Source organism: Microbacterium sp. 8M (assembly GCF_902506375.1).
GTDB lineage: Bacteria > Actinomycetota > Actinomycetes > Actinomycetales > Microbacteriaceae > Microbacterium.
Window position 1 is genome coordinate 1,441,724 of the sequence record NZ_LR733284.1, and the last position, 24,136, is coordinate 1,465,859.

The 24,136-nt window shown below is 70.9% G+C and carries 22 protein-coding genes, 1 pseudogene and 2 riboswitches; of the genes and pseudogenes, 15 read left to right on the forward strand and 8 right to left on the reverse strand.

Annotation, left to right across the window (positions count from 1 at the left end; translation table 11 throughout):
- Positions 1-72: 72 nt before the first annotated feature.
- From AERO9AM_RS06855 to AERO9AM_RS06875, 5 genes are read right to left on the reverse strand one after another with little or no spacing between them, the layout of a single operon-like run.
- Positions 73-1,290, reverse strand: coding sequence for a cysteine desulfurase family protein (locus AERO9AM_RS06855; RefSeq protein ID WP_159575467.1), 1,218 nt, complete (start codon positions 1,288-1,290; stop codon positions 73-75).
- Positions 1,287-2,159, reverse strand: coding sequence for a carboxylating nicotinate-nucleotide diphosphorylase (gene nadC / locus AERO9AM_RS06860; protein WP_159575468.1), 873 nt, complete (start codon positions 2,157-2,159; stop codon positions 1,287-1,289). Before nadC ends, AERO9AM_RS06855 begins: the two co-directional genes overlap by 4 nt.
- Positions 2,156-3,763, reverse strand: coding sequence for an L-aspartate oxidase (gene nadB / locus AERO9AM_RS06865; protein ID WP_159575469.1), 1,608 nt, complete (start codon positions 3,761-3,763; stop codon positions 2,156-2,158). Before nadB ends, nadC begins: the two co-directional genes overlap by 4 nt.
- The gene (gene nadA / locus AERO9AM_RS06870; protein ID WP_159575470.1) at positions 3,763-5,082 is read right to left on the reverse strand and encodes a quinolinate synthase NadA; all 1,320 of its coding nucleotides are present in this window, start codon (positions 5,080-5,082) and stop codon (positions 3,763-3,765) included. Before nadA ends, nadB begins: the two co-directional genes overlap by 1 nt.
- A complete protein-coding gene (locus AERO9AM_RS06875) occupies positions 5,079-5,840 on the reverse strand; it encodes an NUDIX hydrolase (RefSeq protein ID WP_159575471.1) in 762 nt (253 codons plus the stop codon). Before AERO9AM_RS06875 ends, nadA begins: the two co-directional genes overlap by 4 nt.
- A gap of 107 nt (positions 5,841-5,947) precedes the next feature.
- Between AERO9AM_RS06875 and AERO9AM_RS06880 the strand changes: the two are divergent.
- A pseudogene (locus AERO9AM_RS06880) lies at positions 5,948-6,694 on the forward strand (DUF817 domain-containing protein); the annotation flags it as partial.
- Here AERO9AM_RS06880 and AERO9AM_RS17630 read toward each other — a convergent pair.
- Positions 6,682-6,822: a hypothetical protein gene (locus tag AERO9AM_RS17630; protein WP_328821152.1), complete on the reverse strand. Its 141-nt coding sequence runs from the start codon at positions 6,820-6,822 to the stop codon at positions 6,682-6,684. The pseudogene AERO9AM_RS06880 and the gene AERO9AM_RS17630 overlap by 13 nt on opposite strands.
- A gap of 36 nt (positions 6,823-6,858) precedes the next feature.
- Positions 6,859-6,952: riboswitch (glycine riboswitch) on the forward strand.
- Position 6,953: 1 nt separating this feature from the next.
- Positions 6,954-7,058, forward strand: a riboswitch (glycine riboswitch).
- Between the two features lie 54 nt (positions 7,059-7,112).
- Between AERO9AM_RS17630 and gcvT the strand changes: the two genes are divergently transcribed.
- The 8 genes from gcvT to AERO9AM_RS06920 all read left to right on the forward strand — a co-directional run bounded on the left by gcvT (position 7,113) and on the right by AERO9AM_RS06920 (position 17,591).
- Positions 7,113-8,219 carry a glycine cleavage system aminomethyltransferase GcvT gene (gcvT, locus tag AERO9AM_RS06885; protein WP_159575472.1) on the forward strand — a complete coding sequence of 369 codons (1,107 nt, stop codon included), beginning with the start codon at positions 7,113-7,115 and terminating at the stop codon, positions 8,217-8,219.
- Entirely contained in the window at positions 8,216-8,593 is a 378-nt protein-coding gene (gcvH, locus tag AERO9AM_RS06890) for a glycine cleavage system protein GcvH (protein ID WP_159575473.1), read from the forward strand. Before gcvT ends, gcvH begins: the two co-directional genes overlap by 4 nt.
- A 56-nt stretch (positions 8,594-8,649) precedes the next feature.
- Positions 8,650-11,466 (forward strand): aminomethyl-transferring glycine dehydrogenase, encoded by a 2,817-nt coding sequence (gcvP, locus tag AERO9AM_RS06895; RefSeq protein ID WP_236602690.1) that lies wholly within the window; start codon positions 8,650-8,652, stop codon positions 11,464-11,466.
- Positions 11,467-11,684: 218 nt separating this feature from the next.
- A complete protein-coding gene (locus AERO9AM_RS06900) occupies positions 11,685-13,310 on the forward strand; it encodes a peptide ABC transporter substrate-binding protein (protein ID WP_201298598.1) in 1,626 nt (541 codons plus the stop codon).
- Between the two features lie 172 nt (positions 13,311-13,482).
- Positions 13,483-14,409, forward strand: coding sequence for an ABC transporter permease (locus AERO9AM_RS06905; RefSeq protein WP_159575476.1), 927 nt, complete (start codon positions 13,483-13,485; stop codon positions 14,407-14,409).
- Entirely contained in the window at positions 14,402-15,343 is a 942-nt protein-coding gene (locus tag AERO9AM_RS06910; RefSeq protein WP_159575477.1) for an ABC transporter permease, read from the forward strand. The genes AERO9AM_RS06905 and AERO9AM_RS06910 overlap by 8 nt, the downstream gene beginning before the upstream one ends.
- A complete protein-coding gene (locus tag AERO9AM_RS06915; protein ID WP_159575478.1) occupies positions 15,340-17,013 on the forward strand; it encodes a dipeptide ABC transporter ATP-binding protein in 1,674 nt (557 codons plus the stop codon). Before AERO9AM_RS06910 ends, AERO9AM_RS06915 begins: the two co-directional genes overlap by 4 nt.
- A 5-nt stretch (positions 17,014-17,018) precedes the next feature.
- Positions 17,019-17,591, forward strand: coding sequence for a PH domain-containing protein (locus AERO9AM_RS06920; RefSeq protein WP_159575479.1), 573 nt, complete (start codon positions 17,019-17,021; stop codon positions 17,589-17,591).
- A gap of 22 nt (positions 17,592-17,613) precedes the next feature.
- On the opposite strand, the gene AERO9AM_RS06925 is transcribed toward AERO9AM_RS06920, so the two are convergent.
- Entirely contained in the window at positions 17,614-18,411 is a 798-nt protein-coding gene (locus tag AERO9AM_RS06925) for a CPBP family intramembrane glutamic endopeptidase (RefSeq protein WP_159575480.1), read from the reverse strand.
- 117 nt (positions 18,412-18,528) lie between these two features.
- Between AERO9AM_RS06925 and typA the strand changes: the two genes are divergently transcribed.
- The gene (gene typA / locus AERO9AM_RS06930; protein ID WP_159575481.1) at positions 18,529-20,439 is read left to right on the forward strand and encodes a translational GTPase TypA; all 1,911 of its coding nucleotides are present in this window, start codon (positions 18,529-18,531) and stop codon (positions 20,437-20,439) included.
- Positions 20,440-20,547: 108 nt separating this feature from the next.
- Here typA and AERO9AM_RS06935 read toward each other — a convergent pair whose 3' ends face one another.
- The gene (locus tag AERO9AM_RS06935) at positions 20,548-21,096 is read right to left on the reverse strand and encodes a helix-turn-helix domain-containing protein (RefSeq protein ID WP_159575482.1); all 549 of its coding nucleotides are present in this window, start codon (positions 21,094-21,096) and stop codon (positions 20,548-20,550) included.
- A 66-nt stretch (positions 21,097-21,162) separates the two neighbouring features.
- On the opposite strand from AERO9AM_RS06935, the gene AERO9AM_RS06940 reads away from it, so the two are divergent.
- From AERO9AM_RS06940 to dapC, 5 genes are read left to right on the forward strand one after another with little or no spacing between them, the layout of a single operon-like run.
- Complete coding sequence (locus AERO9AM_RS06940; protein WP_159575483.1) at positions 21,163-21,903, forward strand: AzlC family ABC transporter permease; 741 nt, start codon at positions 21,163-21,165, stop codon at positions 21,901-21,903.
- The gene (locus AERO9AM_RS06945) at positions 21,900-22,214 is read left to right on the forward strand and encodes an AzlD domain-containing protein (RefSeq protein ID WP_159575484.1); all 315 of its coding nucleotides are present in this window, start codon (positions 21,900-21,902) and stop codon (positions 22,212-22,214) included. Before AERO9AM_RS06940 ends, AERO9AM_RS06945 begins: the two co-directional genes overlap by 4 nt.
- A gap of 9 nt (positions 22,215-22,223) precedes the next feature.
- Positions 22,224-22,688, forward strand: coding sequence for a histidinol dehydrogenase (locus tag AERO9AM_RS06950; protein WP_201298599.1), 465 nt, complete (start codon positions 22,224-22,226; stop codon positions 22,686-22,688).
- A gap of 9 nt (positions 22,689-22,697) precedes the next feature.
- Positions 22,698-23,018: a ferredoxin gene (gene fdxA, locus AERO9AM_RS06955; RefSeq protein ID WP_045251441.1), complete on the forward strand. Its 321-nt coding sequence runs from the start codon at positions 22,698-22,700 to the stop codon at positions 23,016-23,018.
- Positions 23,019-23,023: 5 nt separating this feature from the next.
- Positions 23,024-24,136 (forward strand): succinyldiaminopimelate transaminase, encoded by a 1,113-nt coding sequence (dapC, locus tag AERO9AM_RS06960; protein ID WP_159575485.1) that lies wholly within the window; start codon positions 23,024-23,026, stop codon positions 24,134-24,136.

Genomic DNA, 24,136 nt, shown 5'->3' on the forward strand with positions numbered 1-24,136 from the left:
GTGGATCCGGACGGATCCTGTCGCGACACGCGATCCCTCCGCCGATTTCCGACCGCGCGCAAAGCGCTCCCGCTACGCGCGCACCGCCGACACGGCGTCGGCGACGAGAGCCGCCAGCCGCTCCGGAGCGTCGCCGGGAAGGCCCGCGCGACCGAGCGTGAACCGGACCGAGGTCTGGGCGACCGCGGGCGGGAGGCCGCACGCCAGCAGCACATGCGAGGGCTCGTCGCTGCCGGCCGCGCACGCCGATCCGCTGGAGGAGACGACCCCGCGGCGCTCCAGCTCCAGCAGCACGGACTCGCCGGAGACCTCGGGGAACACGAAGCTCGCGGTGCCCGGCAGCCGTCGCACGGGATCGCCGGTGAGCCGTGCGGAAGGCACCGCGGCCAGCACCCCCGCGATGAACCGCGCGGACTCGGCGCCGACCCGGGCGGCGGCCTCCGCGCGCTCCGCCTCGGCGAGCTCGAGCGCGGTGGCCAGCGCCACGGCGCCCGCGACGTTCTCGGTGCCCGAGCGCCGGCCGCGCTCCTGCCCGCCGCCGTGCACGAGGGGCTCGAGCGGCACCCGGCCGCGCACGCCGAGGACGCCGATGCCCTTGGGCGCGCCGAGCTTGTGCCCGGCGATCGTGATCGCGTCGGCCCCGATGCCGGCCAGCGGGAGCCACCCCGCGGACTGCACGGCGTCGACGTGCACGGGCACGCGCGTCGGCGCCGCCGCGGCGACGATCCCCGCGACGTCCTGGATCGTGCCGATCTCGTTGTTGGCGTGCCCGACCGAGATCAGGGCTGTTCCGGGGCGGATCGCGGCGGCGACGGCCGCGGGATCCACCCGCCCGGCGCCGTCCACGGCGACGAACGTCGTGGCGACGCCGTGGAAGCGCTCGAGGTAGTGCACCGACTCCAGGATCGACTCGTGCTCGATCGGCGTCGTGATGACGTGCGTCGGCGCGTGGTCGGTCTCGGGCGGCCGCGCGCCTCCGGTCGCGCCGGTCGCGCCGCTCGCGGCGTCCGGCCGCACCTTCCCGGCGAGCGCGGCGAGCACGATCCCCTTCACCGCGAGGTTGTTCGCCTCGGTGCCGCCGGCGGTGAAGACGATGTCCCCCGTGCGCATGCCGATCAGGCGCGCGACGCGGGCGCGGGCATCCTCCAGCGCGGCGGCCGCGGACTCGCCGACGGTATGGTGGCTGGACGGGTTGCCGAAGTCCCGGGTGAGGTACGGCGCCATCGCCTCGAGCACCTCGCCGCGCACGGGCGAGGTCGCCGCGTGGTCGAGATACAGGGGAGCGGTCATGGCCCGTCGATCCGGACGTCGAGCCCGAGGTCGAGAGCACGCGCGGAATGCGTGAGCGCGCCCACCGAGATGACGTCGACCCCGGTGCCGGCGATCGCGCGCACGGTGTCGAGGTTCACGCCGCCTGACGCCTCCGCGGTGGCGCGGCCGTCGATGAGGGCGACGCCGGCGCGCAGGTCGTCCAGGGAGAAGTTGTCCAGGAGCACCGTGTCGGCCCCGCCCTCCAGGACCGCGGGGATCTGGTCGAGCCGGTCGACCTCCACGACGACGTGCGTGGTGTGCGGGAGCGTCGCGATGGCCTCACGGAGCGCCGTCGCGACGTCGCGGCCCCCGCGCGTCAGGACGGCGAGGTGGTTGTCCTTGGCCATCACGGCGTCCGAGAGCGAGAAGCGGTGGTTGCGCCCGCCGCCGGCGACCACGGCGTGCCGTTCGAACGCGCGCAGCCCCGGCGTGGTCTTGCGGGTGTCGGCGATGCGCACCTGCTTCCCGTCCGGCCCCGCGCCGTCGACCGCGGCGACGTACGCGGCGGTGAGCGTCGCGATGCCGCTGAGGCGCTGGGTGAAGTTGAGCGCCACCCGCTCGGCGGTGAGCACGCTCCGCGCGGATCCGGTGACGGTCGCGAGCACGTCGCCGGCCTCGAAGGCGTCGCCGTCGGCGAAGTGCAGATCGACGACCGTCGCGGGATCCGTGAGACGGAAGGCCGTGGCGAACACGTCGCCGCCGGCCAGCACGCCCGGCTCTCGCGCGACCAGGTCGGCGGTCGCCGTGGCGTCGGCGGGCAGCAGCGCGGTGCTGGTGAGGTCGCCCCAGGGGGCGTCCTCTTCGAGGGCGGCGCCGACGACGCGGTTCAGGACGGCGGGGGTGATCATCGGGCTCCGATCAGGGCGGGGGAGGGTTCGAGGTGGTGGGCGCCGACCGACACCGGTCGAGCGAGGGCGGCCGCGGTCATCGCCTCGGCGACGAGGAGCAGGTTGCGGTCTTCCACGCCGGTCCTCGTCGGTGCGGCGGAGGCGCGCCAGCCGCGGATCGTGCCGAGGGCCTCGCTGAGCCCCTCGGCGGTGCGCAGGGGGCCGACGTGGTCCCACATCAGGGCCTGGAGCGCTGCACGGGAGAAGGGATCCGGGGTCTCCCGGTCGCTGCGCGTGTCGCCGGGGCGCGGCGCCCCTTCGACGAGCTCAGGGGCCGAGTGCACGAGCTCAGGGGCCGAGTGCACGAACTCAGGGGCCGGGTGAGGCTCAGAGACCGGGTGAGGCTCGGCGAGCGCGTTCAGGATCCCGGCAGCCGGCGTCGGCCAGGGCTTCCCGAGCGCTGCGGCGGCCCTGGCACCGAACACGGCGCCCTCGAGCAGCGAGTTCGACGCCAGGCGGTTCGCGCCGTGCACACCGGTGCGAGCGCACTCACCTACGGCGAACAGGCCTGGCAGGGTGGTGCGCCCTGCGGTGTCGGTGACGACGCCGCCCATGAGGTAGTGCGCAGCCGGGGTCACCGGGATCGGCTCGTGCGCCCAGTCGAAGCCGCGCTCGCGGGTGACCCGGTCGATCGTCGGGAAGCGCGCTGCCAGCCGGTCGGCGCCGAGCGCCGTGGCGTCCAGGCGCACCGGCCCGCCCTGCTCGGCGGCGCGGCGCACGATGGCCCGGGCCACGACGTCGCGGGGCGCGAGCTCGCCGTCGGGGTGCGCGTCGAAGACGAACCGGCGGCCCTCGTCGTCGATGAGGATCGCGCCCTCGCCGCGCACGGCCTCGGAGATCAGGAACGCCGGCCCGGCCGACGCCAGGATCGTCGGATGGAACTGCACGAACTCCAGATCCGCGACGGCCGCTCCGGCGCGCAGCGCCGCGGCGATCCCGTCGCCCGTGCAGACCGCGGGAGCGGTCGTGTGCTGGAACAGCTGCCCGGCGCCGCCCGTCGCGAGGATCACCGCGTCCGCGGCGACCTCCTCGATGCGCCCGCCCACGAGGATCCGCGCGCCGCGCACGGCGCCGTCGGAGACCACGAGGTCGACGAGCACCGCGTGCTCGCGGACCCGGATCCCCGCCTCCCGCACGCGCGCGCACAGCGCCGCGGAGATCGCGGCCCCGGTGGCGTCGCCGCCGGCGTGCGCGATGCGCGCCGCGGAGTGCGCCGCCTCGAGCCCCAGCCGCAGCGCCCCGGCCGCGTCGCGGTCGAAGGGCACGCCGCGCGCGACGAGCTCGGCGACCCGCGCCGCTGCGTCGCCGACGAGCACGTCCACGGCGGCCGGGTCGGAGAGGCCGGCGCCCGCGGTGAGGGTGTCCTCGGCATGCGCGGCGGGGGAGTCGCCCGCCCCGTACGCGCCCGCGATCCCGCCCTGGGCGAGCGCGGTCGCGCCGTCGCCGAGCGCGTCCTTGACGACCACCTCGACGCGGTGGCCCGCCTCGTGCGCGTGCAGCGCCGCGGTGAGACCGGCGATCCCGCCGCCGATCACCAGCACGCGGAGCCCGCCACGGGCGCTCATCAGGCCCCTTCGACGGGCTCGGCGGCCGCCACCGGAGGCTTCGCTGCGAGCATCCGCTCCAGCGCGACCCGTGCGGGGTCTGCGACATCGGCCGGCACCGTGATGCGGTTCGGGGTGCGGCCCGCGACGAGCTCCTCGAGCACCCAGGCCAGGTAGCCCGGGTGGATCCGGTACATCGTCGAACAGGGGCAGACCACCGGATCCAGGCAGAAGATCTCGTGCTGCGGATACTGCGCGGCGAGCCGGCGGACGAGGTTGATCTCGGTGCCGACGGCGAAGGTCGTGGGCTCCGTGGCGGCGGCGATGGCCTTGCGGATGTAGTCGGTGGATCCGGCCTCGTCGGCGGCGTCCACGACCTCCATCGGGCACTCCGGGTGCACGATCACGCGCACGCCGGGGTGCTCGGCGCGGGCCTGCTCGATCTGGGCGACCGTGAAGCGGCGGTGCACCGAGCAGAACCCGTGCCACAGGATCACCCGCGCCTCCTGCAGCTGGACCGCGGACGAGCCGCCGAACGGGCGGCGCGGGTTCCACATGGGCATCTGCTCCAGAGGCACGCCCATCGCCTTGGCGGTGTTGCGCCCCAGGTGCTGGTCGGGGAAGAAGAGCACCCGCCGACCGCGGGCGAACGCCCACTCGAGCACCGTGCGCGCGTTCGACGAGGTGCACACGATGCCGCCGTGCCGGCCCACGAACCCCTTGATCGCGGCGGAGGAGTTCATGTACGTCACCGGGATCACCGGGACGAGTCCGTCCTCGTCGGCGACGTCGAGCGGCCCGTACACCTCGGCGAGCTGCTCCCAGCACTCCTCGACCTGGTCGATGTCGGCCATGTCCGCCATAGAGCAGCCGGCGGCGAGGTTCGGCAGGATCACGGCCTGGTCGGCGCCGGAGAGCAGATCCGCGGTCTCCGCCATGAAGTGCACGCCGCAGAACACGATGGCCTCGGCGTCCTGGTGCTCCTTCGCGGCGGTCGCGAGCTGGAACGAGTCGCCGACGTAGTCCGCGTGCTGCACGACCTCCTCGCGCTGGTAGAAGTGGCCGAGCACGACGACGCGCTCGCCGAGGGCCGCCTTGGCGGCGCGGATCCGCTCGTGCAGCTCCGCCTCGTCGGCCTCGCGATATGCGGCGGGCAACTCGCCCTGGCGCGGGGCGCCGGTCGGGATCACGTCGCCCATGGAGGATCCCGGTCCGTAGCCGGGGATCGCGTCGAAGTTCCACGGACCCGCGGCGAGGTCGGTCGTGCAGGTGGACTCCGTGGAGGCGCCGGTGACGATCAGGCGCAGCGCGTGGTCGACGGAGGGATCGATGAGGGTCATGACGGGCTCGTCTCGGTGATGGTCGGGTCGGGGAGGGATCGGGTAGGGCCCGCGGTGCTGATCTCCTCCGGGGAGAGCGGCCCGCGGTCCGCGAGCTCGGCGTCGCCGGCGTCGCGGTAGAGCCGGGCGGGGCGATGGCTGCCCGTCCGGAACGCGTTGGTGGGGATGAGGGTCCGCGTCGCGTCCACCTGCCGGCGGAAGTTCGCGGGGTCGAGCCGGCGGCCGAGGATGGTCTCGTACGCCTCCCGCAGGTCGGCCAGGGTGAACTCCGGCGGAAGGAAGCCCTGGGCGACGCGGCTGTAGCCGGCCTTGTTGCGCAGCCGCCACAGCGCGTACTCGATGATGTCCGCGTGGTCGAAGGCGAGCGCGGGCAGATCCTGCGCATCGAACCAGGCCACGTTCTCGGGGTCGGAGCCGACCGCGCGGGTCGCCTCCTCCTCGCGCACGAGCGCCCAGTACACCACCGAGATCACGCGGCTCGGCGAGCGGTCCACCGCGCCGAAGGCGTACAGCTGCTCCAGATAGCTCGGCGCCAGTCCCGTGGTCTCGGCCAGCGTGCGTGCGGCTGCCACCGCCAGGCTCTCCTGCGCATCGAGCCAGCCGCCGGGCAGGGCCCAGGCGCCTTCGTGCGGGTCGCGGGTGCGGCGCACGAGAGGCAGCGCGAGCCGAGGCGCCTGGCCGCCGTCGCGGCGCAGGGTCAGGATCACGGTCGACACCGCGACGCGGATCCCGTCCTCGGGGATGGTGCTTCTGGTCATGCTGACTCTAACCTCCGATCGCCATCTTATAGTCGCAGTGACACGAACTCCACCTCATTACGGCGCACTCCCAGGCGGCCGGGAGCAGCGGCCGATAGCGTCGGGCCATGCAGCAGCCGACACGGCTCGAAGCGCGGATCGACGCGCGCGCTCGCCGGATCCTCGCGAGCGCTCCCTCCACCGGGGTGCGCGGCCTTCTCGTGGAGGCCGGGGTCTTCCCCGTCAAGCAGGCCTGGGCGTGCGCGTTCGGGGCGGCGCTGCTGGTGGCGATCGTGCTGGTGCGCACCCTCTACCCGGGCGATCTCGCCCTCACCCGAAACGATCTGCTCACGCTCATCGCGGTGCTCATCCAGGTGGCGATGCTCGCCACGCGCCTGGAGTCGGGCCGCGAGCTGTGGGTGATCATGCTGTTCCACGTGACCGGGACGGCGATGGAGCTGTTCAAGACCGACGTCGGATCCTGGGCCTATGAAGCGGACGGCGTCCTGAGGATCGGGGCCGTCCCGCTGTTCAGCGGCTTCATGTACGCCGCCGTCGGCTCCTACATGGTGCGCGTCCACCGCCTGTTCGATCTGACCTTCCTGCGCTACCCGCCGCGCTGGGCGACGGTCGTGCTCGCGGTGCTGATCTACGCGAACTTCTTCACCCACCACTGGATCTGGGATCTCCGCTGGGTGCTCACGGCCCTCGTGGTCGCGCTCTGGCTGCCCGCCGTCATGCACGCGCGGGTATGGCGGCGCACGCTGCGGATCCCGCTGCTGCTTCCCTTCGCCGGGGTCGCGGTGTTCATCTGGCTGGCCGAGAACATCGGCACCGCGAGTGGCGCGTGGCTGTACCCGGATCAGGTCGCCGGCTGGCAGCCCGTGTCGCTGTCGAAGGTGTCCAGCTGGTTCCTGCTGATGATCATCTCGGTCGTGCTGGTGACCCTGGTGTTCCCGCCGCGTCCGCCCGGGAAGACGACCGCGCGAGGAGGGCCGCGCACGGTAGGATGGCGCAGGAAAACTGAACACGTGGCCGCATGGTCCGCGCGGGAGAGTCCGGTGATCGCAGCCGGGCACCGAAGGAGCAAGCCTCCCCGCCAATCTCTCAGGTAACCGCACCGCGCAGATCCGGCCGCTCTGAAAAGCGATCCCGAGTGAAACGACTCGGGATCCGCCGACGGTGAAAGCCCTCGCGCACGCGCGCAGGCGAAGCTCTCAGGCTCATGACAGAGGGGGAGTTCTCGGATCCGCGCGCCGCACGGATCCTCACCGATCCGCACGGGAGAGCTCCATGACAGACGCCCGCTACACGCCCCTCCGAGAGCGCCATGAGGCGCTCGGGGCCTCGTTCACCGACTTCGGCGGCTGGCAGATGCCGGTCCGCTACACGTCCGACCTGGCCGAGCACCACGCGGTGCGTCAGGCCGCGGGCATCTTCGACATCTCGCACATGGCCGAGTTCACGATCAAGGGTGCGGGCGCGGCCGAGTTCCTCGACTACGCGCTCGCCGGCCGCCTCTCCGCGCTGCCGGTCGGCAAGGCGAAGTACTCGCTGCTGCTCGCCGAGGACGGCGGCATCATCGACGACGTGATCGTGTACCGCCTCGGCGAAGACGATTTCCTCATCATCAGCAACGCCGGCAACCGGGATGCGGTCCGCGAGGCGCTGCAGACCCGGACCGCGGACCGCGGCGTCGCGGTCGCCGATGTCTCCGACGACTACGCGCTCATCGCCGTGCAGGGTCCGAACGCCGAGGCGATCCTCGCGGCGACCGCCGGCATCGCCGACGTCTCCATCCCGTGGGACGAGCAGAAGTACTACGCGTGGGCCTCGGCGAGCTACCGCGGCAGGCCGCTGCTGCTCGCCCGCACCGGCTACACCGGCGAGGACGGCTTCGAGCTCCTCGTCGACGCCGCCGATGCCACGGCGCTCTGGGACGAGGTCCTCGCCGCCGGTGCCGCACACGGGCTGGTTCCCGCCGGCCTCGCCGCCCGCGACACGCTGCGCCTCGAGGCGGGCATGCCGCTGTACGGCCACGAGCTGAACCTCGAGACCAAGCCCGCGCAGGCGGGCCTCGGCCGGGTCGTGGTCGCCGACAAGGAGAGCTTCGTCGGCAAGGACGGCGTGACTCCCGCCGAGGGCGCACGCGTGCTCGTCGGGCTCACCGCCGAGGGGCGCCGGGCCGGTCGTGCCGGCTACCCGGTCGTCACCGAGGACGGCGCGGCGGTCGGCGAGATCACCAGCGGTGCCCTCAGCCCCACGCTCGGCCACCCCATCGCCATGGCCTTCGTCGACCCCGCGGTCGCCGAAGGCTCCGTCCCCCTGTTCCTCGACGTGCGCGGCACGAAGATCCCCGCCACCGTCACCGCCCTGCCTTTCTACCGGAGGAAGAAATGACCGATCTGAACACCCTGCGTTACAGCGAAGAGCACGAGTGGGTCGCCGTTGACGGCGCCACCGCCACCGTCGGGATCACCGACTTCGCCGCTGACGCCCTCGGCGACATCGTCTTCGTCGAGCTGCCCGCCGTCGGCACCACGCTGAGCCGCGGCGACGTCTTCGGCGAGGCCGAGTCGACCAAGTCGGTCTCCGAGCTCTACGCGCCCGTCGACGGCACGGTCACCGAGGTCAACGACGCCGTGGTCGACGACCCGGCCCTGCTGAACTCCTCGCCGTTCGAGGACGGCTGGCTCATCCGGGTCCAGGTGGGCGAGGGCGCCACGGACGGCCTCCTCGACCGCGACGCCTACGTCGCCCACACGGAGAAGTGAGAGTGACTGCGTTCCTCGACCGCCACATCGGCACCACCGCCGACGCCCAGCGCACGATGCTCGACGCGATCGGCATCGCCTCCGCTGCCGACGAGCGTCCGGTCGACGCGCTCATGTGCGAGGCCGTCCCCGCGTCGATCCGCTCCGCCGCCGACCGCGTCAGCGTGCTGCCGGCCGCGGCGAGCGAAGCGGAGGCCCTCGCCGAGCTGCGCGCCCTGGCGGACCGCAACACCGTGAACCGACCGATGATCGGCCTGGGCTACTACGGCACCATCACCCCGAGCGTGATCCAGCGCAACGTGCTGGAGAACCCGTCCTGGTACACGGCCTACACCCCGTACCAGCCGGAGATCTCGCAGGGGCGGCTCGAGGCGCTGATCAACTTCCAGACCATGGTCTCGGAGCTGACCGGCCTGGACACCGCCAACGCGTCCATGCTCGACGAGTCCTCCGCGGTGGCCGAGGGCATGCTGCTCGCGCGCCGCGGATCCAAGTCCGCATCGAACGTCTTCGTGGTCGACGCGGACGCGCTGCCGCAGACCAAGGCCCTGCTCGCGACGCGGGCCGACGCCGTGGGCATCGAGCTCCTCGAGCGCGACCTCGCCGGCGGTGAGACCCTGCCGGACGAGCTGTTCGGCGTGTTCGTGCAGTACCCCGGCGCGTCCGGGCGGATCTGGGATCCGTCCGCGGTCATCGACGCCGCGCACCTCGCCGGCGGCCTCGCGGTCGTCGCCGCCGACCTGCTCGCGCTCACCCTCATCGCCTCGCCGGGCTCGCTCGGCGCCGACGTCGCGGTGGGCACCACGCAGCGCTTCGGCGTGCCGATGGGCTTCGGAGGTCCGCACGCGGGCTACATGGCCGTGCGCAGCGGGCTGGAGCGTCAGCTGCCGGGCCGCCTGGTCGGCGTCTCGCAGGATGCGGACGGCCACCCGGCCTACCGCCTCGCCCTGCAGACCCGCGAGCAGCACATCCGCCGCGAGAAGGCCACGTCGAACATCTGCACCGCGCAGGTGCTGCTCGCCGTGATGGCGTCGATGTACGCGGTCTATCACGGCCCGGACGGGCTGAAGGAGATCGCCACCGGAGTCGCCTCGAAGGCGCGCTTCCTGGCCACGCAGCTCGAGAAGGCCGGTGCCGAGATCGTGCACGCCGACTACTTCGACACCCTCACGGTGCGGGTGCCGGGGCGGGCCGACGCGATCGTGGCCGAGGCGCACGCCGCCGGGATCCTGCTGAACCCGGTCGATGCGGACACCGTCAGCATCGCCACCGACGAGACCACGACCTACGAGGACATCCTCGCCGTGGCGACGGTGTTCGGCGCGGGGGAGGGATCCTTCGCCTACATCCCGGTCACCAGCGTGCCCGCGGCCCTCGCGCGACAGGACGAGTTCCTCACGCACCCGGTGTTCCACGCGCACCGCTCGGAGACCGCCATGATGCGGTACCTGAAGAGCCTCGCCGACCGCGACTACGCGCTCGACCGCGGCATGATCCCGCTCGGATCCTGCACGATGAAGCTCAACGCGGCGACCGAGATGGCGGCGATCACCTGGCCGGAGTTCGCTCAGCTGCACCCGTTCGCCCCCGAGGCCGACGTGCGGGGCTCCCTCGAGCTGATCGACCAGCTCGAGGCGTGGCTCGCCGACGTCACCGGCTACGACGCGGTCTCGCTGCAGCCGAATGCGGGGTCGCAGGGCGAGCTCGCGGGCCTGCTGGCGATCCGCGGCTACCACCTCGCCAACGGCGACGATCACCGCACGGTGTGCCTGATCCCGTCGTCCGCGCACGGCACCAACGCCGCCAGCGCGGTGCTCGCGGGCATGAAGGTGGTCGTCGTGGCCACCGACGAGCTCGGCAATGTGGACCTCGACGACCTGCGTGCGAAGATCGCGCAGCACGCCGACGAGATCGCGGCGCTGATGATCACCTATCCGTCGACGCACGGCGTGTACGAGCACGACGTGCTCGACATCACGGCAGCCGTGCACGACGCCGGCGGCCAGGTGTACATCGACGGCGCGAACCTGAACGCCCTCCTGGGCTACTCCCGGTTCGGCGACCTGGGCGGCGACGTCTCGCACCTCAACCTGCACAAGACGTTCGCGATCCCGCACGGCGGCGGCGGCCCCGGCGTGGGGCCGGTGGCGGCGAAGGCGCACCTGGCGCCGTACCTGCCCGGGCACCCGCAGGCGCAGCGTGCCGCGCACGCGGGCGGGTACGTGTTCGAGGGCGGGCCGGTCTCGGCCGCGCCCTACGGATCCGCCGGCGTCCTGCCGATCTCCTGGGCGTACGTCCGGATGATGGGCGCGGACGGCCTGCGCGACGCCACCGCCGCTGCCGTGCTCGCGGCGAACTACGTCGCAGCGCGCCTCGGCGAGCACTACCCGGTGCTGTACACCGGCGAGCAGGGCCGCGTCGCCCACGAGTGCATCCTCGACCTGCGTCCCCTCAAGGAGGCGACCGGCATCACGGTCGACGACGTCGCCAAGCGCCTCATCGACTACGGCTTCCACGCGCCCACCATGTCGTTCCCGGTCGCGGGCACGCTCATGGTGGAGCCGACGGAGTCGGAGGACCTCGGCGAGCTGGAGCGCTTCGTGGAGGCGATGATCCAGATCAAGGCGGAGGCCGACGAGGTCGCCGCCGGCGTCTGGCCCGCGGACGACAACCCGCTCGTGCACGCGCCGCACACCGCGGCGTCGCTCATCGAGGGGGAGTGGCAGCACGCCTACACCCGCGAGAAGGCGGCCTATCCGGTGCGCGCCCTCATCGCGGGCAAGTACTGGCCGCCGGTGCGCCGGATCGACAACGCGTACGGCGACCGCAACCTCGTGTGCGCCTGCCCGCCGGTGGAGGCGTTCGCGCTGTAAGCGAGGCGCGATCCGCCGCCGACGAAGCGCCCCGGGGAAGCTGTCCCGGGGCGCTTCGGCGTTCCAGCGGACCTGAGACCCGGTGTCAGGTCACCGGTGAATAACGGTTAACGTCGGCGATTCGCCCGATCCGCGTCGCTGCGGTTACCCTCAGATATCCCTACATGCTCGACGATGAGCGTGCAGATTGCTGTCAACTGTCCACAGGAGGACACAACGTGAAGCGCAACAAGATCGCCCTCGCGGGCATCGGGCTGCTTGCGGCGGGCGCACTCGCCCTCGCCGGCTGCTCGAGCAAGACCGGTGGAGACGCCACCCCCACCAAGGGCGGCGACTCCAAGGCCATCATCAAGGTCAGCGGCTCCGAGCCGGAGAACCCGCTGATCCCGACCAACACCAACGAGGTCGGCGGCGGCAAGATCCTCGACTCGATCTTCGCGGGTCTCGCCTACTACGACGCCAAGGGCAAGCTCGTCAACGACATGGCCGAGTCAATCAAGGTCGACAGCGACTCCGAGCTGACCATCAAGGTCAAGCAGGGCAACACCTTCTCCAACGGCGAGAAGGTCACCGCGGACAGCTTCATCAACGCCTGGCAGTACGGCGCCAAGTTCTCGAACAAGCAGCTGAACTCGTCGTGGTTCGCTGACATCGAGGGCTTCAACGCCGACGCCGACTCCGAGCTGACCGGCCTGAAGAAGGTGGACGACTACACGTTCAAGGTCACGCTGTCCAGCCCGGTCGCGGCCGACTGGTCGCAGCGCCTCGGCTACTCGGCCTACTACCCGCTGCCCGAGGCCGCTCTCAAGGACATGGCCACGTTCGGTGAGAACCCGATCGGCAACGGCCCCTACAAGCTCGCCAAGCAGGGCGCCTGGCAGCACTCCGTCGAGCTCGACCTGGTCAAGAACGACACCTACAAGGGCGCGCGTCAGGCCAAGAACGGCGGCGTGAACTTCATCTTCTACGCCACGGCAGACGCCGCGTACGCCGACCTGCAGAGCGACAAGGTCGACGTCATCGACCTGATCCCGGCGTCCGCCCAGCAGACGTTCGAGTCCGACCTGGGCGACCGTGCGGTCAACCAGCCGGCCGCGATCTTCCAGTCGTTCTCGCTCCCGGGCAACCTCGCGCACTTCACCGGCGAGGAGGGCAAGCTGCGTCGTCAGGCCATCTCGATGGCGATCGACCGCGCCGCGATCACGAAGACGATCTTCAACAACACCCGCACCCCGGCCAAGGACTTCACCTCGCCGGTCATCGCGGGCTGGTCCGACTCCATCAAGGGCTCGGACGTGCTGAAGTTCGACGCCAAGAAGGCGAAGGAGCTGTGGGCCGAGGCCGACAAGCTCTCGCCGTGGGAGGGCAAGTTCCAGATCGCGTACAACTCCGACTCCTCGCACCAGGCATGGGTCGACGCTGTCGCGAACCAGCTGAAGAACAACCTCGGCATCGACGCCTCGGGCAACCCGTTCGTCGACTTCGCGGGTCTGCGCAAGGCCGTCAACGACCGCACCATCACGACCGCCTTCCGCACCGGTTGGCAGGCCGACTACCCGGCGCAGTACAACTTCCTGCAGCCGCTCTACGGCACCAAGGCCTCCTCGAACGACACCGACTACTCGAACCCGAAGTTCGATGAGCTTCTCGCGAAGGGCGCCTCGGCGACGGACCAGTCCGCGGCCACCAAGGAGTACGAGCAGGCGCAGGAGATCCTGTTCGAGGACCTCCCGGCGATCCCGCTGTGGTACTCCAACGTGAACGGCGGCTACGCCAAGGGCGTGAACAACGTCCAGTTCGGTTGGAACTCGGTTCCGCTGTACTACGAGATCACCAAGGGCTGACCGCCCCGTACGATCACACCCGCGAGGCGGTGACGACCACGTCACCGCCTCGCGGCCTGTCGAAACAGTGTCGTGCGCGTCGAACACGTGGCACGATGCTCTCAGCGAGGCGTCGCTCCCGCACAGACCGTGACGGGCACCCGGGACGCCTCCTCATCTGGAGGGAGGGCGAATGGTCGGTTACATCCTCAAACGCCTCTTGCAGGTGATCCCCGTCTTCGTCGGGGCCACCCTGCTCATCTATTTCCTGGTGTTCGCCATGCCTGGCGACCCCATCGCGGCGCTCTTCGGCGACAAGCAGCCGAGCCCGCAGCTGCACGACGCGCTGGTGAAGCAGTATCACCTGGACCAGCCGTTCATCGTGCAGTACTGGTACTACCTCATCGGCATCTTCCAGGGGAACATGGGCACCACGTTCTCCGGACAGTCGGTCAACGACGTGCTCGCCCGCACGCTGCCGGTCACCGGCCGCCTCGCGGTGATGGCGATCGCGATCGAGTTCGTCCTCGCGATCATCATCGGAACGTTCTCGGCGCTGCGCAAGGGCAAGATCTTCGACAACTCGATGCTCGTCCTGTCGCTGATCTTCATCTCGCTGCCGATCTTCGTGATCGCCTTCCTGGCGCAGTACTTCCTCGCCGTGAAGCTGCAGTGGTTCAGCCCGACCGTGGGCGCGGACAACGACTGGGGCGACCTCTGGCTGCCGGCTCTGGTGCTGGGCGTCAGCCTCTACGCCACGAGCATGCGCCTGATGCGCGGCTCCGTCATCGACACGCTCAACCAGGACTGGGTGCGCACCGCGTACAGCAAGGGACTGCCGCGACGGCGCGTCATCCCCGTGCACGTGCTGCGCAACTCGCTGATCCCCGTGATCACCAATTCGGCGACGAACTTCGGCGTCCTGCTGGTCGGCGCGACCGTCACTGAGGGCATCTTCAACGTCCCCGGCGTCGGCAACACGCTGTTCCACGCGACGCTGCAGCACGAGGGACCGACGATCGTCTCGTTCGTGACGGTGTTCGTGATCATCTACGTGCTCGTCAACCTGGTCGTCGACCTGCTGTACGGCCTGCTCGACCCGAGGATCCGCTATGTCTGACTCCAGCGCGACGCACTACGTCGCTCCCATCCCCGAGGGCACCGTCGCGGTCGACGCGGTCAAGATCGCCGAGAAGCCGTCCAACCTCTGGCGCGACGCCTGGGCGGACATCCGCAAGCGCCCGATGTTCTGGCTCTCGATGGTCATCGTCCTGGTCGTGCTGCTCATGGCGATCTGGCCCACCCTGTTCACGCAGACGCCGCCGAACAGCGACTGCCAGCTGTCCAACTCCAACGGAGGACCCACGGCGGGTCATCCGCTCGGCTTCACCTTCCAGGGCTGCGACATCTACGCCCGCACCGTCTGGGGCGCGCGCACCTCGGTGTCCGTCGGTCTGCTGGCGACGCTGATCGGATCCGTCATCGGCCTGATCATGGGTGCACTGGCCGGCTTCTACGGCGGCTGGCTGGATGGTGTGCTGTCCCGTGTCGGCGACATCTTCTTCTCGATCCCCTACATCCTCGCCGCGGTCGTGGTGATGAGCGTGTTCGCGCAGTTCCGCAACGTGTTCACCCTCGCGTTCGCCATCGGCGGGTTCGCGTGGGCGTCCACCGCCCGCGTGGTCCGCGCGGAGGTGCTGAGGGTGCGGCAGGCGGACTTCGTGATGGCCTCGCGCGCACTGGGCAAGTCGAAGTTCGGCACCCTGGTGTCGCACGTCATCCCGAACGCGATCGCGCCGCTGCTCGTCGTCACCACGCTGAGCCTCGCCGCAGCGATCGTCGCCGAGGCGACGCTGTCGTTCCTCGGTGTCGGGCTCGGCAGCGACACCATGAGCTGGGGCAATGACATCAGCCAGGCGCAGGCCTCCCTGCGCGTGGCCCCGATGGCCCTGATCTACCCGTCGATCGCGCTGACCGTCACGGTGCTCGCGTTCATCATGCTGGGCGAGCTCGTGCGAGACGCCCTCGACCCGAGAGCGAGGGCCCGCCGATGAGCGCGAACGCCGACACCCCGCTGCTGCGGATCCGTGACCTGCGGATCGCGTTCGACACGCAGAAGAGCTCGAAGGAGGTCGTGCACGGCGTCAGCTTCGACCTGTACGCCGGCGAGACCCTGGCCATCGTGGGCGAGTCCGGATCCGGCAAGTCCACGACCGCCTCGGCGATCATCAACCTCTTGCCCGGCACCGGCCACGTGACCGGCGGCAGCATCATGCTCGACGGTCAGGAGCTGACGGATCTCACCGAGGGTCAGATGGAGAAGATCCGCGGTCGCGAGATCGGCTACGTCCCGCAGGACCCGATGTCGAACCTCAACCCGGTGTGGTCGATCGGCTTCCAGGTCAAGGAGGCGATCCGTGCCAACGGACTCGCCCAGGGCCGCAAGGAGATCGAGGCGCGGACCATCGAGGTGTTGCAGCAGGCGGGTCTGGCCGACGCCGCCAAGCGTCTGCACCAGTACCCGCACCAGTTCTCGGGAGGCATGCGCCAGCGTGCGCTGATCGGGATCGGCCTCGCCGCCGACCCGAAGCTGCTCATCGCGGACGAGCCGACCTCGGCGCTGGACGTGACCGTGCAGCGCGTGATCCTGGATCACCTCGCCTCGCTGACGCGCGGGAAGGGCACCTCGGTGCTCCTGATCACGCATGACCTGGGCCTCGCGGCCGAGCGCGCCGAGAAGATCATCGTCATGCAGAACGGCGAGATCGTCGAGGCAGGTCCCAGCCGGGAGATCCTGGAGAACCCGCTGCACCCGTACACGAAGAAGCTGGTGGCCGCGGCCCCCAGCATCGCGTCGCAGCGCATCCAGGCCGTCCACGAGCGGCAGGGCATCGAGACCAGCGACGACATCGCCGGCATCCCGCCGACGGTCTCCGTGCGCGACCTGACCAAGGACTACAAGATCCGTCAGGGTCAGTTCCGCAGCATCCCGTTCCGCGCCGTCGACAACGTGTCGTTCGACATCCCGAAGGGCAAGACGCTGGCGCTGGTCGGCGAGTCCGGCTCGGGCAAGTCGACCGTCGCGAAGATGGTGCTCAAGCTCGAGGACGTGACGAGCGGCTCGATCAAGATCGACGGCGTCGACACCGCCGGCCTGTCGAGCCGCGAGACGCTCGCGCTGCGGCGCCGGATGCAGCCGGTGTTCCAGGATCCCTACGGATCCATGGATCCGCTGCGCAACATCGGCAACACGATCTCGGAGCCGCTGGACATCCACGGCGTGGGGGACAAGACCTCGCGGCGCGAGCGCGTGCTCGAGCTGCTGGATCAGGTCTCGCTGCCGCGCGAGCTGGCCACGCGGTATCCGAACGAGCTGTCCGGCGGACAGCGTCAGCGCGTGGCGATCGCCCGCGCCCTGGCGCTCAAGCCCGACATCGTCGTCCTCGACGAGGCGGTCTCCGCTCTCGACGTGCTGGTGCAGGATCAGATCCTGAAGCTGCTCGCCGAGCTGCAGAGCGAGCTCGACCTGACCTACCTGTTCATCACGCACGACCTCGCGGTCGTGCGCGTCGCGGCCGACCTGGTCTGCGTGATGGAGAAGGGCAAGCTGGTCGAGCAGGGCACGGTGGACGAGATCTTCGCCAACCCGCAGCAGGAGTACACGGAGCGGCTGCTCCAGGCCATCCCGGGCGTGTCGATCACCCTGGGTGGTCGCAGCGCGTGAGCTCGATGGATCAGATGCCCGTGGGGGCGCGGACGTACCGCGCCTCCACGGGCATCGCCGTTCTCGTGGTCTGCGCGGCGCTGTCGGTGTTCCTGCTCGGCGACGCCGTGGTGCGCGGCAGCTGGGGTCTCATGCTCCTGTTCGCCCCGTGGGTGCTGCTCGTGCTGTGGCTCATCTACGTGATCAGCGTGGCATCGATGGTGCACGTCGACGAGGAGGGCGCGAAGGTGCAGAACCTCCTGCGTCGCACCCGGTTCGGCTGGCGCAGGGTCACCGAACTGGATCTGCGCTGGCAGCTGGACTTCACGCTGGACGACGGCCGCACCCTGCGCTGCTGGGGCGGCCCCGGGCGCATCCAGTCGCCGCGCATGAAGCGCTCCGGCGAGGTCACCGTGCCGCAGAGCCTGCAGGCGCTCACGGACGTCCGTGTCCGGTGGGAGAACGCCGTGGAGCGCCCGGCGGGCGCGGCCGGTGAGGGCGCGGACGCCCCGATCCGGCGCAGCTGGGACTGGCCGGCCCTCGGCGCGCTGCTCGTGATCGTGGTCTGGGCGGCCATCGCGGTCGCCGTCACGCGCTGACCCGGGTGCCTGCGGTGGCGCCTCAGTGGGCGGGGAGGCCGAAGAGCGCCGGCCACGTGGTCGCCGCCCACGGGTAGCCGACGAACGCGGAGGCGTCGATCAGGAAGTGCGCGACGAGGAAGGGCAGCAGCCGCCCGGAGCGCAGGTACAGGGCGCCGAACAGCAGCCCCATCCCGAGGTTGCCGATGAACGCTCCCGGCCCCTGGTAGAGGTGGTAGGTCGCGCGCAGCACAGACGTGGCCAGCACGATGGCCCACGGTCCCCAGCCGAGCTGCCGCAGCCGCGCGAACAGGTAGCCGAGCACCACGAACTCCTCCTCCACGGCGGCGCGGGCGGCCGACAGCAGGAGCACCGGGATCGTCCACCAGTACGCGCTCTGGGCACCGGGATCCACGGCGACGAAGAGGCCCGCCAGCCGGCCCGCGATGTAGAGCCCCAGCCCGGGGACGCCGATGGCGAGCACCAGCACGGCGCCCCACCCGGTGTCGCGGCCGACGCGTCGTCCGTCCAGGCCGAGTGCGCCCAGGTGCGGCCGCGCCGGCAGCCACAGCAGGAAGCACACCAGCAGCACCGGAACCACGGAGAAGCCGATCCCGAGCAGCTGGTACACCAGGTCGAACGCCTGCCGGTCGGAGAGCGCGGGATTGAGCGTCGCGGTCTGCTGCGCGAGCGGCGTCGAGCGGGAGAACCGGTCCAGCAGCTGCACCACGGAGTAGACCGCCGACTGCCCGAGCCCGAGCGCGAGCACGATCGCGATCTCCCACCAGAGCCGCGTCCGCGACGGCGCATCCGGCGGGGACGGGGGCAGGGCGATCCTCATGCGTCGAGCGTACGGCGGCGCCGTATGGATCCGCCGCGCAGAGGCCGTCCAGGTGCGGTGTTGTATCCTGAAGAGTCCGGAATCCCGGGCGAAACCCCATCTGCATTGGACTCCTTCATGGCGCACGCCCTCCGTTCCGATCTCCGCAACGTCGCCATCGTCGCGCACGTCGACCACGGCAAGACCACGCTCGTCGACGCCATGCTCCGCCAGACCGGATCCTTCGGCGAGCACGCGCACGTCGAGGAGCGCGCCATGGACTCCAACGACCTGGAGCGTGAGAAGGGCATCACGATCCTCGCCAAGAACACGGCGATCACCTACAACGGCAAGCACACCGGCACCCCCATCACGATCAACGTGATCGACACCCCGGGTCACGCCGACTTCGGCGGCGAGGTGGAGCGCGGTCTGTCCATGGTCGACGGCGTCGTGCTCCTCGTGGACGCGTCCGAGGGTCCGCTTCCGCAGACCCGCTTCGTGCTGCGCAAGGCGCTCGAGGCGAAGCTGCCGGTCATCCTGCTGGTGAACAAGACCGACCGTCCCGACGCGCGCATCGCCGAGGTCGAGGAGGAGGCGCACGACCTGCTGCTGGGCCTCGCGTCCGACCTGGTCGACGACGTGCCCGATCTCGACGTGGACGCGCTGCTCGACGTCCCCGTGGTGTACGCCTCGGGCCGCGCCGGCGCCGCCTCGCGCAACCGTCCCGACAACGGCGCGCTGCCCGACAACGACGACCTGGAGCCCCTGTTCGAGGCCATCCTCGAGCACGTTCCGGCGCCGGCGTACGACGACGAGGCTCCGCTGCAGGCATGGGTCACCAACCTCGACTCCTCGCCGTTCCTGGGCCGCCTCGCGCTGCTGCGCGTCTTCAACGGCACGCTGAAGAAGGGCCAGACCGTGGCGTGGGTGCGCGGCGACGGCTCGACCAGCAACGCGCGCATCACGGAGCTGCTCAAGACGAAGGCGCTCGATCGCTTCCCGGCGGAGTCGGCCGGTCCGGGCGACATCGTCGCCATCGCCGGCATCGAGAACATCACGATCGGCGAGACGATCGCGGATCCGGAGGACGTGCGTCCGCTGCCCGCCATCACCGTCGACGACCCGGCCATCTCCATGACCATCGGCACCAACACCTCGCCGCTCATGGGCAAGGTCAAGGGCCACAAGCTCACCGCGCGCATGGTGAAGGACCGCCTCGACCGCGAGCTCATCGGAAACGTGTCGATCAAGGTCGTCGACATCGGCCGCCCGGACGCCTGGGAGGTCCAGGGCCGCGGCGAGCTCGCGCTCGCGATCCTGGTCGAGAACATGCGCCGCGAGGGCTTCGAGCTCACCGTGGGCAAGCCCCAGGTGGTGACGAAGAAGATCGACGGCAAGACCTACGAGCCGTTCGAGCACCTCACGATCGACACGCCGGAGGAGTACCTCGGCGCGATCACCCAGCTCCTCGCGAACCGCAAGGGCCGCATGGAGAACATGACCAACCACGGCACCGGCTGGGTGCGCATGGAGTTCATCGTCCCGTCGCGCGGCCTCATCGGCTTCCGCAGCGAGTTCCTCACCACGACCCGCGGCACCGGCATCGCGAACGCCATCTCGCACGGCTACGAGCCGTGGGCCGGCCAGATCACGACCCGCCAGAACGGCTCCATCGTGGCCGACCGCGCGGGTGTCGTGACGCCGTTCGCGATGATCGCCCTGCAGGAGCGCATGTCGTTCTTCGTGCAGCCCACCGAAGAGGTCTACGAGGGCATGGTCATCGGTGAGAACTCGCGCGCCGACGACATGGACGTGAACATCACCAAGGAGAAGAAGCTCACCAACATGCGCTCCTCGACGGCCGACAACTTCGAGTCGATGACGCCGCCGCGCGTGCTGACGCTCGAGGAGAGCCTCGAGTTCGCGCGCGACGACGAATGCGTCGAGGTCACGCCCGAGAAGGTCCGCATCCGCAAGGTCATCCTGGACGCGACGATCCGCGGTCGCGAGGCGTCGCGCCTGAAGCGCCAGGACGCGAACGCCTGATCGCATCCGTAGGACTCGTCGACGCCCCCTCTGAACATCGGTGCCCCCTCTGATCCGCGGATCTGAGAGGGGGCGCGGATGCGCGGAGGGGGCGTCGACGTATGCGGGTCAGCGCAGTTCCGAGATGAGTACCGCCGAGGTGCCGGCCTCGAGGGCCTCGAAGACGTGGCCCGCATCGCCGGGGTAGGAGAGGTAGTCGCCGGGGTGCAGCTCCACGGCCTCCTCCGCGGGGCCGACCAGGGCGCGCCCGCCGATGAGCACCACATGCTCTGTAGTGCCGACGTGGTGCGGCTGCGAGCGGCGCGGCTCCCCGGGCTCCGCCTGGATGATGTAGATGTCGCGGCGGGCGCCCGGAGGACAGGCGGCGACGAGCGTCGCCACGTAGGGCGCGGCGGCGGACGGGACGCCGGCGTGCTCACCGGCGCGGATCAGGGTCGGCGCCGTGGTGCGCTCCTCGACGAACGCCGCGAAGGGGAGCCCCAGGGCGTCAGCGATCGCCCACAGCGTCTCCACGCTCGGGCCGGTGGATCCGCTCTCCAGCTGCGAGACGGTCGCCTTGGAGACGCCGGCGCGGCGCGCGAGCTCGGAGACCGAGATGCCCGCCGCCTCGCGCTCGCGCCGCAGGGACCGGGAGATGCGCTCGCGGAGATCGTCCATGCGGGTCAGTATCCCAAACGATCGTTCACCTTGACAAACACTGCCCTTCTGTTCAGAATGATCGTCATGCGTTCAGAGGAACGAACGATCGGTGCGGACGACGTCGCCGCGCAGGTCCGCACCGCCCGCAAGGAAGCACTCGGCGTCGCGCTCGCGACCAGCGCCTACGGGATCTCCTTCGGTGCACTCGCCGTGGCCAGCGGCTTCGACGTCTGGCAGACCTGCGTGCTGAGCCTGCTCATGTTCACCGGCGGATCCCAGTTCGCCTTCGTGGGCGTCATCGGCGCGGGCGGGCTCGCCGCCGCACCGGCCGCGATCGCGTCCGCGCTCCTCCTCGGCGTGCGCAACGTGGCGTACGGGATGAGGATGTCGCCGGTGATCGGACGCGGTGCGCTGCGGCGCGCGGCGGCGGCGCCGTTCACGATCGACGAGTCGACCGCGGTGTCGCTCGCGCAGGCATCGCCGCGGGCGCGCACCGTCGGCTTCTGGGTCACCGGCCTCGGCATCTACGCCGGCTGGAACCTCACGACCCTGCTCGGGGCGCTGGTCGGCGACGTCCTCGGGGATCCGAAGACCTACGGCCTCGACGCCGCCGCAGCCGCCGCGTTCCTCGCCCTGCTGTGGCCGCGGCTGCGCCGGCGCCAGGCCATCGCCGTGGGGATCGCCGCCGCAGCCGTCGCCACCGTGCTGACCCCGGTGCTCATCCCGGGGCTCCCGGTGCTCGTCGCCGCGCTCGTCGCGATCATCGTCGGGTGGTTCAACTGGCTGGGGCGGAAGGATGCGCCCGTGGGGGAGGTGCCGGCGTGACGCTGTGGAACGCCGTGCTGCTCGCCGCGATCGGCTGCCTCGCGCTCAAGGGCGCAGGCTACCTCGTGCCCGCCTCGGTGCTGGAGGCGCCGCGCCCTGCGCGCATCACCGACCTGCTCACCGTCGCCCTGCTCGCCGCGCTCGTGGCGGTGCAGAGCCTCGCCTCCGGCCAGCACATCGTCGTGGACGCGCGGGTGCCGGCGGTGCTGGTCGCGGCAGGGCTGCTGTGGCTGCGGCAGTCGTTCCTCGTCGTCGTGATCGCCGCGGCCGTCGTCGCCGCTCTCCTCCGGCTGCTGGGATGGGCCGCGTAAGCTCGAGACGTGCGCGGAACATGGCTCAACCGAGTGCTCTCCTGGGTGGCGCTGTTCATCGTGGGCGCCGTCTTCGGCCTGGCCACGACGGTGACCCACGCCTCCTCCCTCTGGGGCGCGGGCTGGGCCGGTCTCGCGCTCGGCGTCGTCGCGTGCGGCGGGATGCTGCTCGCGGTGCGCCTGCTGCTGCATGACCGCTGGGGGGCCCTGCTCACCGGGCTCGGCATGCTGGCCGGCATGGTCGTGATCTCCGGGCGCGGTCCCGGCGGATCCGTCATCGTGCCGAACGACGTGCTGGGCGTGGTCTGGACCTGGACGGTCGCCGGGATGGTGCTGCTCGTGGCCGCCTGGCCTGATTTCGGCCGTATCCGCCGCATCCAGCAGGAGCAGGCCGCCCGCGCCGCGCAGCAGCATGCGGCCGATGCCGCGCCGCAGCCGCAACGCGCGCGAGAGGGCTCCGCCGACGGGTCGTAGACTGGATCCGTGACCTACGTGATCGCTCTTCCCTGTGTCGACGTGAAGGACCGCGCCTGCGTCGACGAGTGCCCCGTGGACTGCATCTACGAGGGTGAGCGCTCCTTGTACATCCACCCGGACGAGTGCGTGGACTGCGGCGCCTGCGAGCCGGTCTGCCCGGTCGAGGCGATCTACTACGAGGACGATCTCCCCGAGGAGTGGGCCGACTACTACAAGGCCAACGTCGAGTTCTTCGACGAGATCGGCTCTCCTGGCGGTGCCGCCAAGGTGGGCGTGATCCACCACGACCACGCGATCATCGCCGCGCTGCCGCCGCAGGGCGAATAACCGGCATGTCCGTCCGCGACCTCGCCGACTACCCCTGGGACGCGGTCACCCCGTTCCGCGAGCGCGCCGCCGCCCACCCGGACGGCATCGTGGACCTCGCCATCGGATCCCCGGTGGATCCGACGCCCGAGATCATCCGCCGGGCGCTCTCCGAGGCGACCGACGCGCACTCCTACCCGCAGACGGTCGGCACTCCGGCACTGCGCGAGGCGATCGTGGAGTGGTACGCGCGGCGTCGCGGCGTGCCCGACCTGCGCGTGGACAACGTGATGCCGACGATCGGCTCTAAGGAGCTCGTCGCGCTGCTGCCGACGCTGCTCGGTCTCGGCCAGGGCGACATCGTGGTGCAGCCCCGGGTCGCCTATCCGACGTACGCCGTGGGCGCCCAGGTCTCCGGCGCGACCGTGGTCAGCGAGGATGACCCGGCGCGCTGGCCTGAGGGTGCGAAGCTCATCTGGATCAACACCCCGGGCAACCCGGACGGACGCACCTGGACGGTCGACGAGCTGGCTGCGGCCGTGCATCGCGCGCGCGAGCTCGGCGCGATCCTGGCGAGCGACGAGTGCTACGCCGAGCTCGGGTGGGACGGGCCGTGGGCCACGGAACCGGTGCCCAGCGTGCTGGATCCGCGCGTCACCGGCGGCACCCGTGCGAACCTGCTGAGCGTCTACTCGCTGAGCAAGCAGTCGAATCTCGCCGGGTACCGCGCCGCGTTCGTCGCCGGGTGCGCCCGTGTGGTCGGCGAGATCCTCACGGCGCGCAAGCACCTCGGGCTGATGCCGCCTGCCCCGGTCCAGCACGCGATGGAGGTGGCGCTGCGCGACGACGAGCACGTGGCCGCGCAGAAGGAGCTCTACCGCCGGCGCCGAGAGGTGCTGCGCCCGGCGCTCGTCGAGGCGGGCTTCCGCATCGACGGCTCCGAGGCGGGTCTGTACCTGTGGGCGACCGAGGGGCGCGACGCCTGGGAGTCCATGGGGCGGCTCGCCGACCTCGGGATCCTGGCCGGCCCCGGACCGTTCTACGGCGAGCATTCGGACGAGCACGTGCGGCTGTCGCTCACGGCGCCGCTGGAGCGCATCCAGGCGGCGGCGGGCCGGCTCCGCGCCAGCGTTTCGTAG

Bases quoted from the DNA above. Each gene is read 5' to 3' on its own strand.
- nadC (WP_159575468.1), bottom strand. From the start codon at position 2,159: ATGATCACCCCCGCCGTCCTGAACCGCGTCGTCGGCGCCGCCCTCGAA.
- gcvH (WP_159575473.1), top strand. From the start codon at position 8,216: ATGACCGATCTGAACACCCTGCGTTACAGCGAAGAGCACGAGTGGGTC.
- nadB (WP_159575469.1), bottom strand. From the start codon at position 3,763: ATGAGCGCCCGTGGCGGGCTCCGCGTGCTGGTGATCGGCGGCGGGATC.
- AERO9AM_RS06855 (WP_159575467.1), bottom strand. From the start codon at position 1,290: ATGACCGCTCCCCTGTATCTCGACCACGCGGCGACCTCGCCCGTGCGC.
- dapC (WP_159575485.1), top strand. From the start codon at position 23,024: ATGTCCGTCCGCGACCTCGCCGACTACCCCTGGGACGCGGTCACCCCG.
- AERO9AM_RS06905 (WP_159575476.1), top strand. From the start codon at position 13,483: ATGGTCGGTTACATCCTCAAACGCCTCTTGCAGGTGATCCCCGTCTTC.
- AERO9AM_RS06940 (WP_159575483.1), top strand. From the start codon at position 21,163: ATGCGTTCAGAGGAACGAACGATCGGTGCGGACGACGTCGCCGCGCAG.
- typA (WP_159575481.1), top strand. From the start codon at position 18,529: ATGGCGCACGCCCTCCGTTCCGATCTCCGCAACGTCGCCATCGTCGCG.
- AERO9AM_RS06915 (WP_159575478.1), top strand. From the start codon at position 15,340: ATGAGCGCGAACGCCGACACCCCGCTGCTGCGGATCCGTGACCTGCGG.
- AERO9AM_RS06910 (WP_159575477.1), top strand. From the start codon at position 14,402: ATGTCTGACTCCAGCGCGACGCACTACGTCGCTCCCATCCCCGAGGGC.
- nadA (WP_159575470.1), bottom strand. From the start codon at position 5,082: ATGACCCTCATCGATCCCTCCGTCGACCACGCGCTGCGCCTGATCGTC.
- gcvP (WP_236602690.1), top strand. From the start codon at position 8,650: ATGCTCGACGCGATCGGCATCGCCTCCGCTGCCGACGAGCGTCCGGTC.
- AERO9AM_RS06935 (WP_159575482.1), bottom strand. From the start codon at position 21,096: ATGGACGATCTCCGCGAGCGCATCTCCCGGTCCCTGCGGCGCGAGCGC.
- AERO9AM_RS06920 (WP_159575479.1), top strand. From the start codon at position 17,019: ATGGATCAGATGCCCGTGGGGGCGCGGACGTACCGCGCCTCCACGGGC.
- AERO9AM_RS06925 (WP_159575480.1), bottom strand. From the start codon at position 18,411: ATGAGGATCGCCCTGCCCCCGTCCCCGCCGGATGCGCCGTCGCGGACG.
- AERO9AM_RS06875 (WP_159575471.1), bottom strand. From the start codon at position 5,840: ATGACCAGAAGCACCATCCCCGAGGACGGGATCCGCGTCGCGGTGTCG.
- gcvT (WP_159575472.1), top strand. From the start codon at position 7,113: ATGACAGACGCCCGCTACACGCCCCTCCGAGAGCGCCATGAGGCGCTC.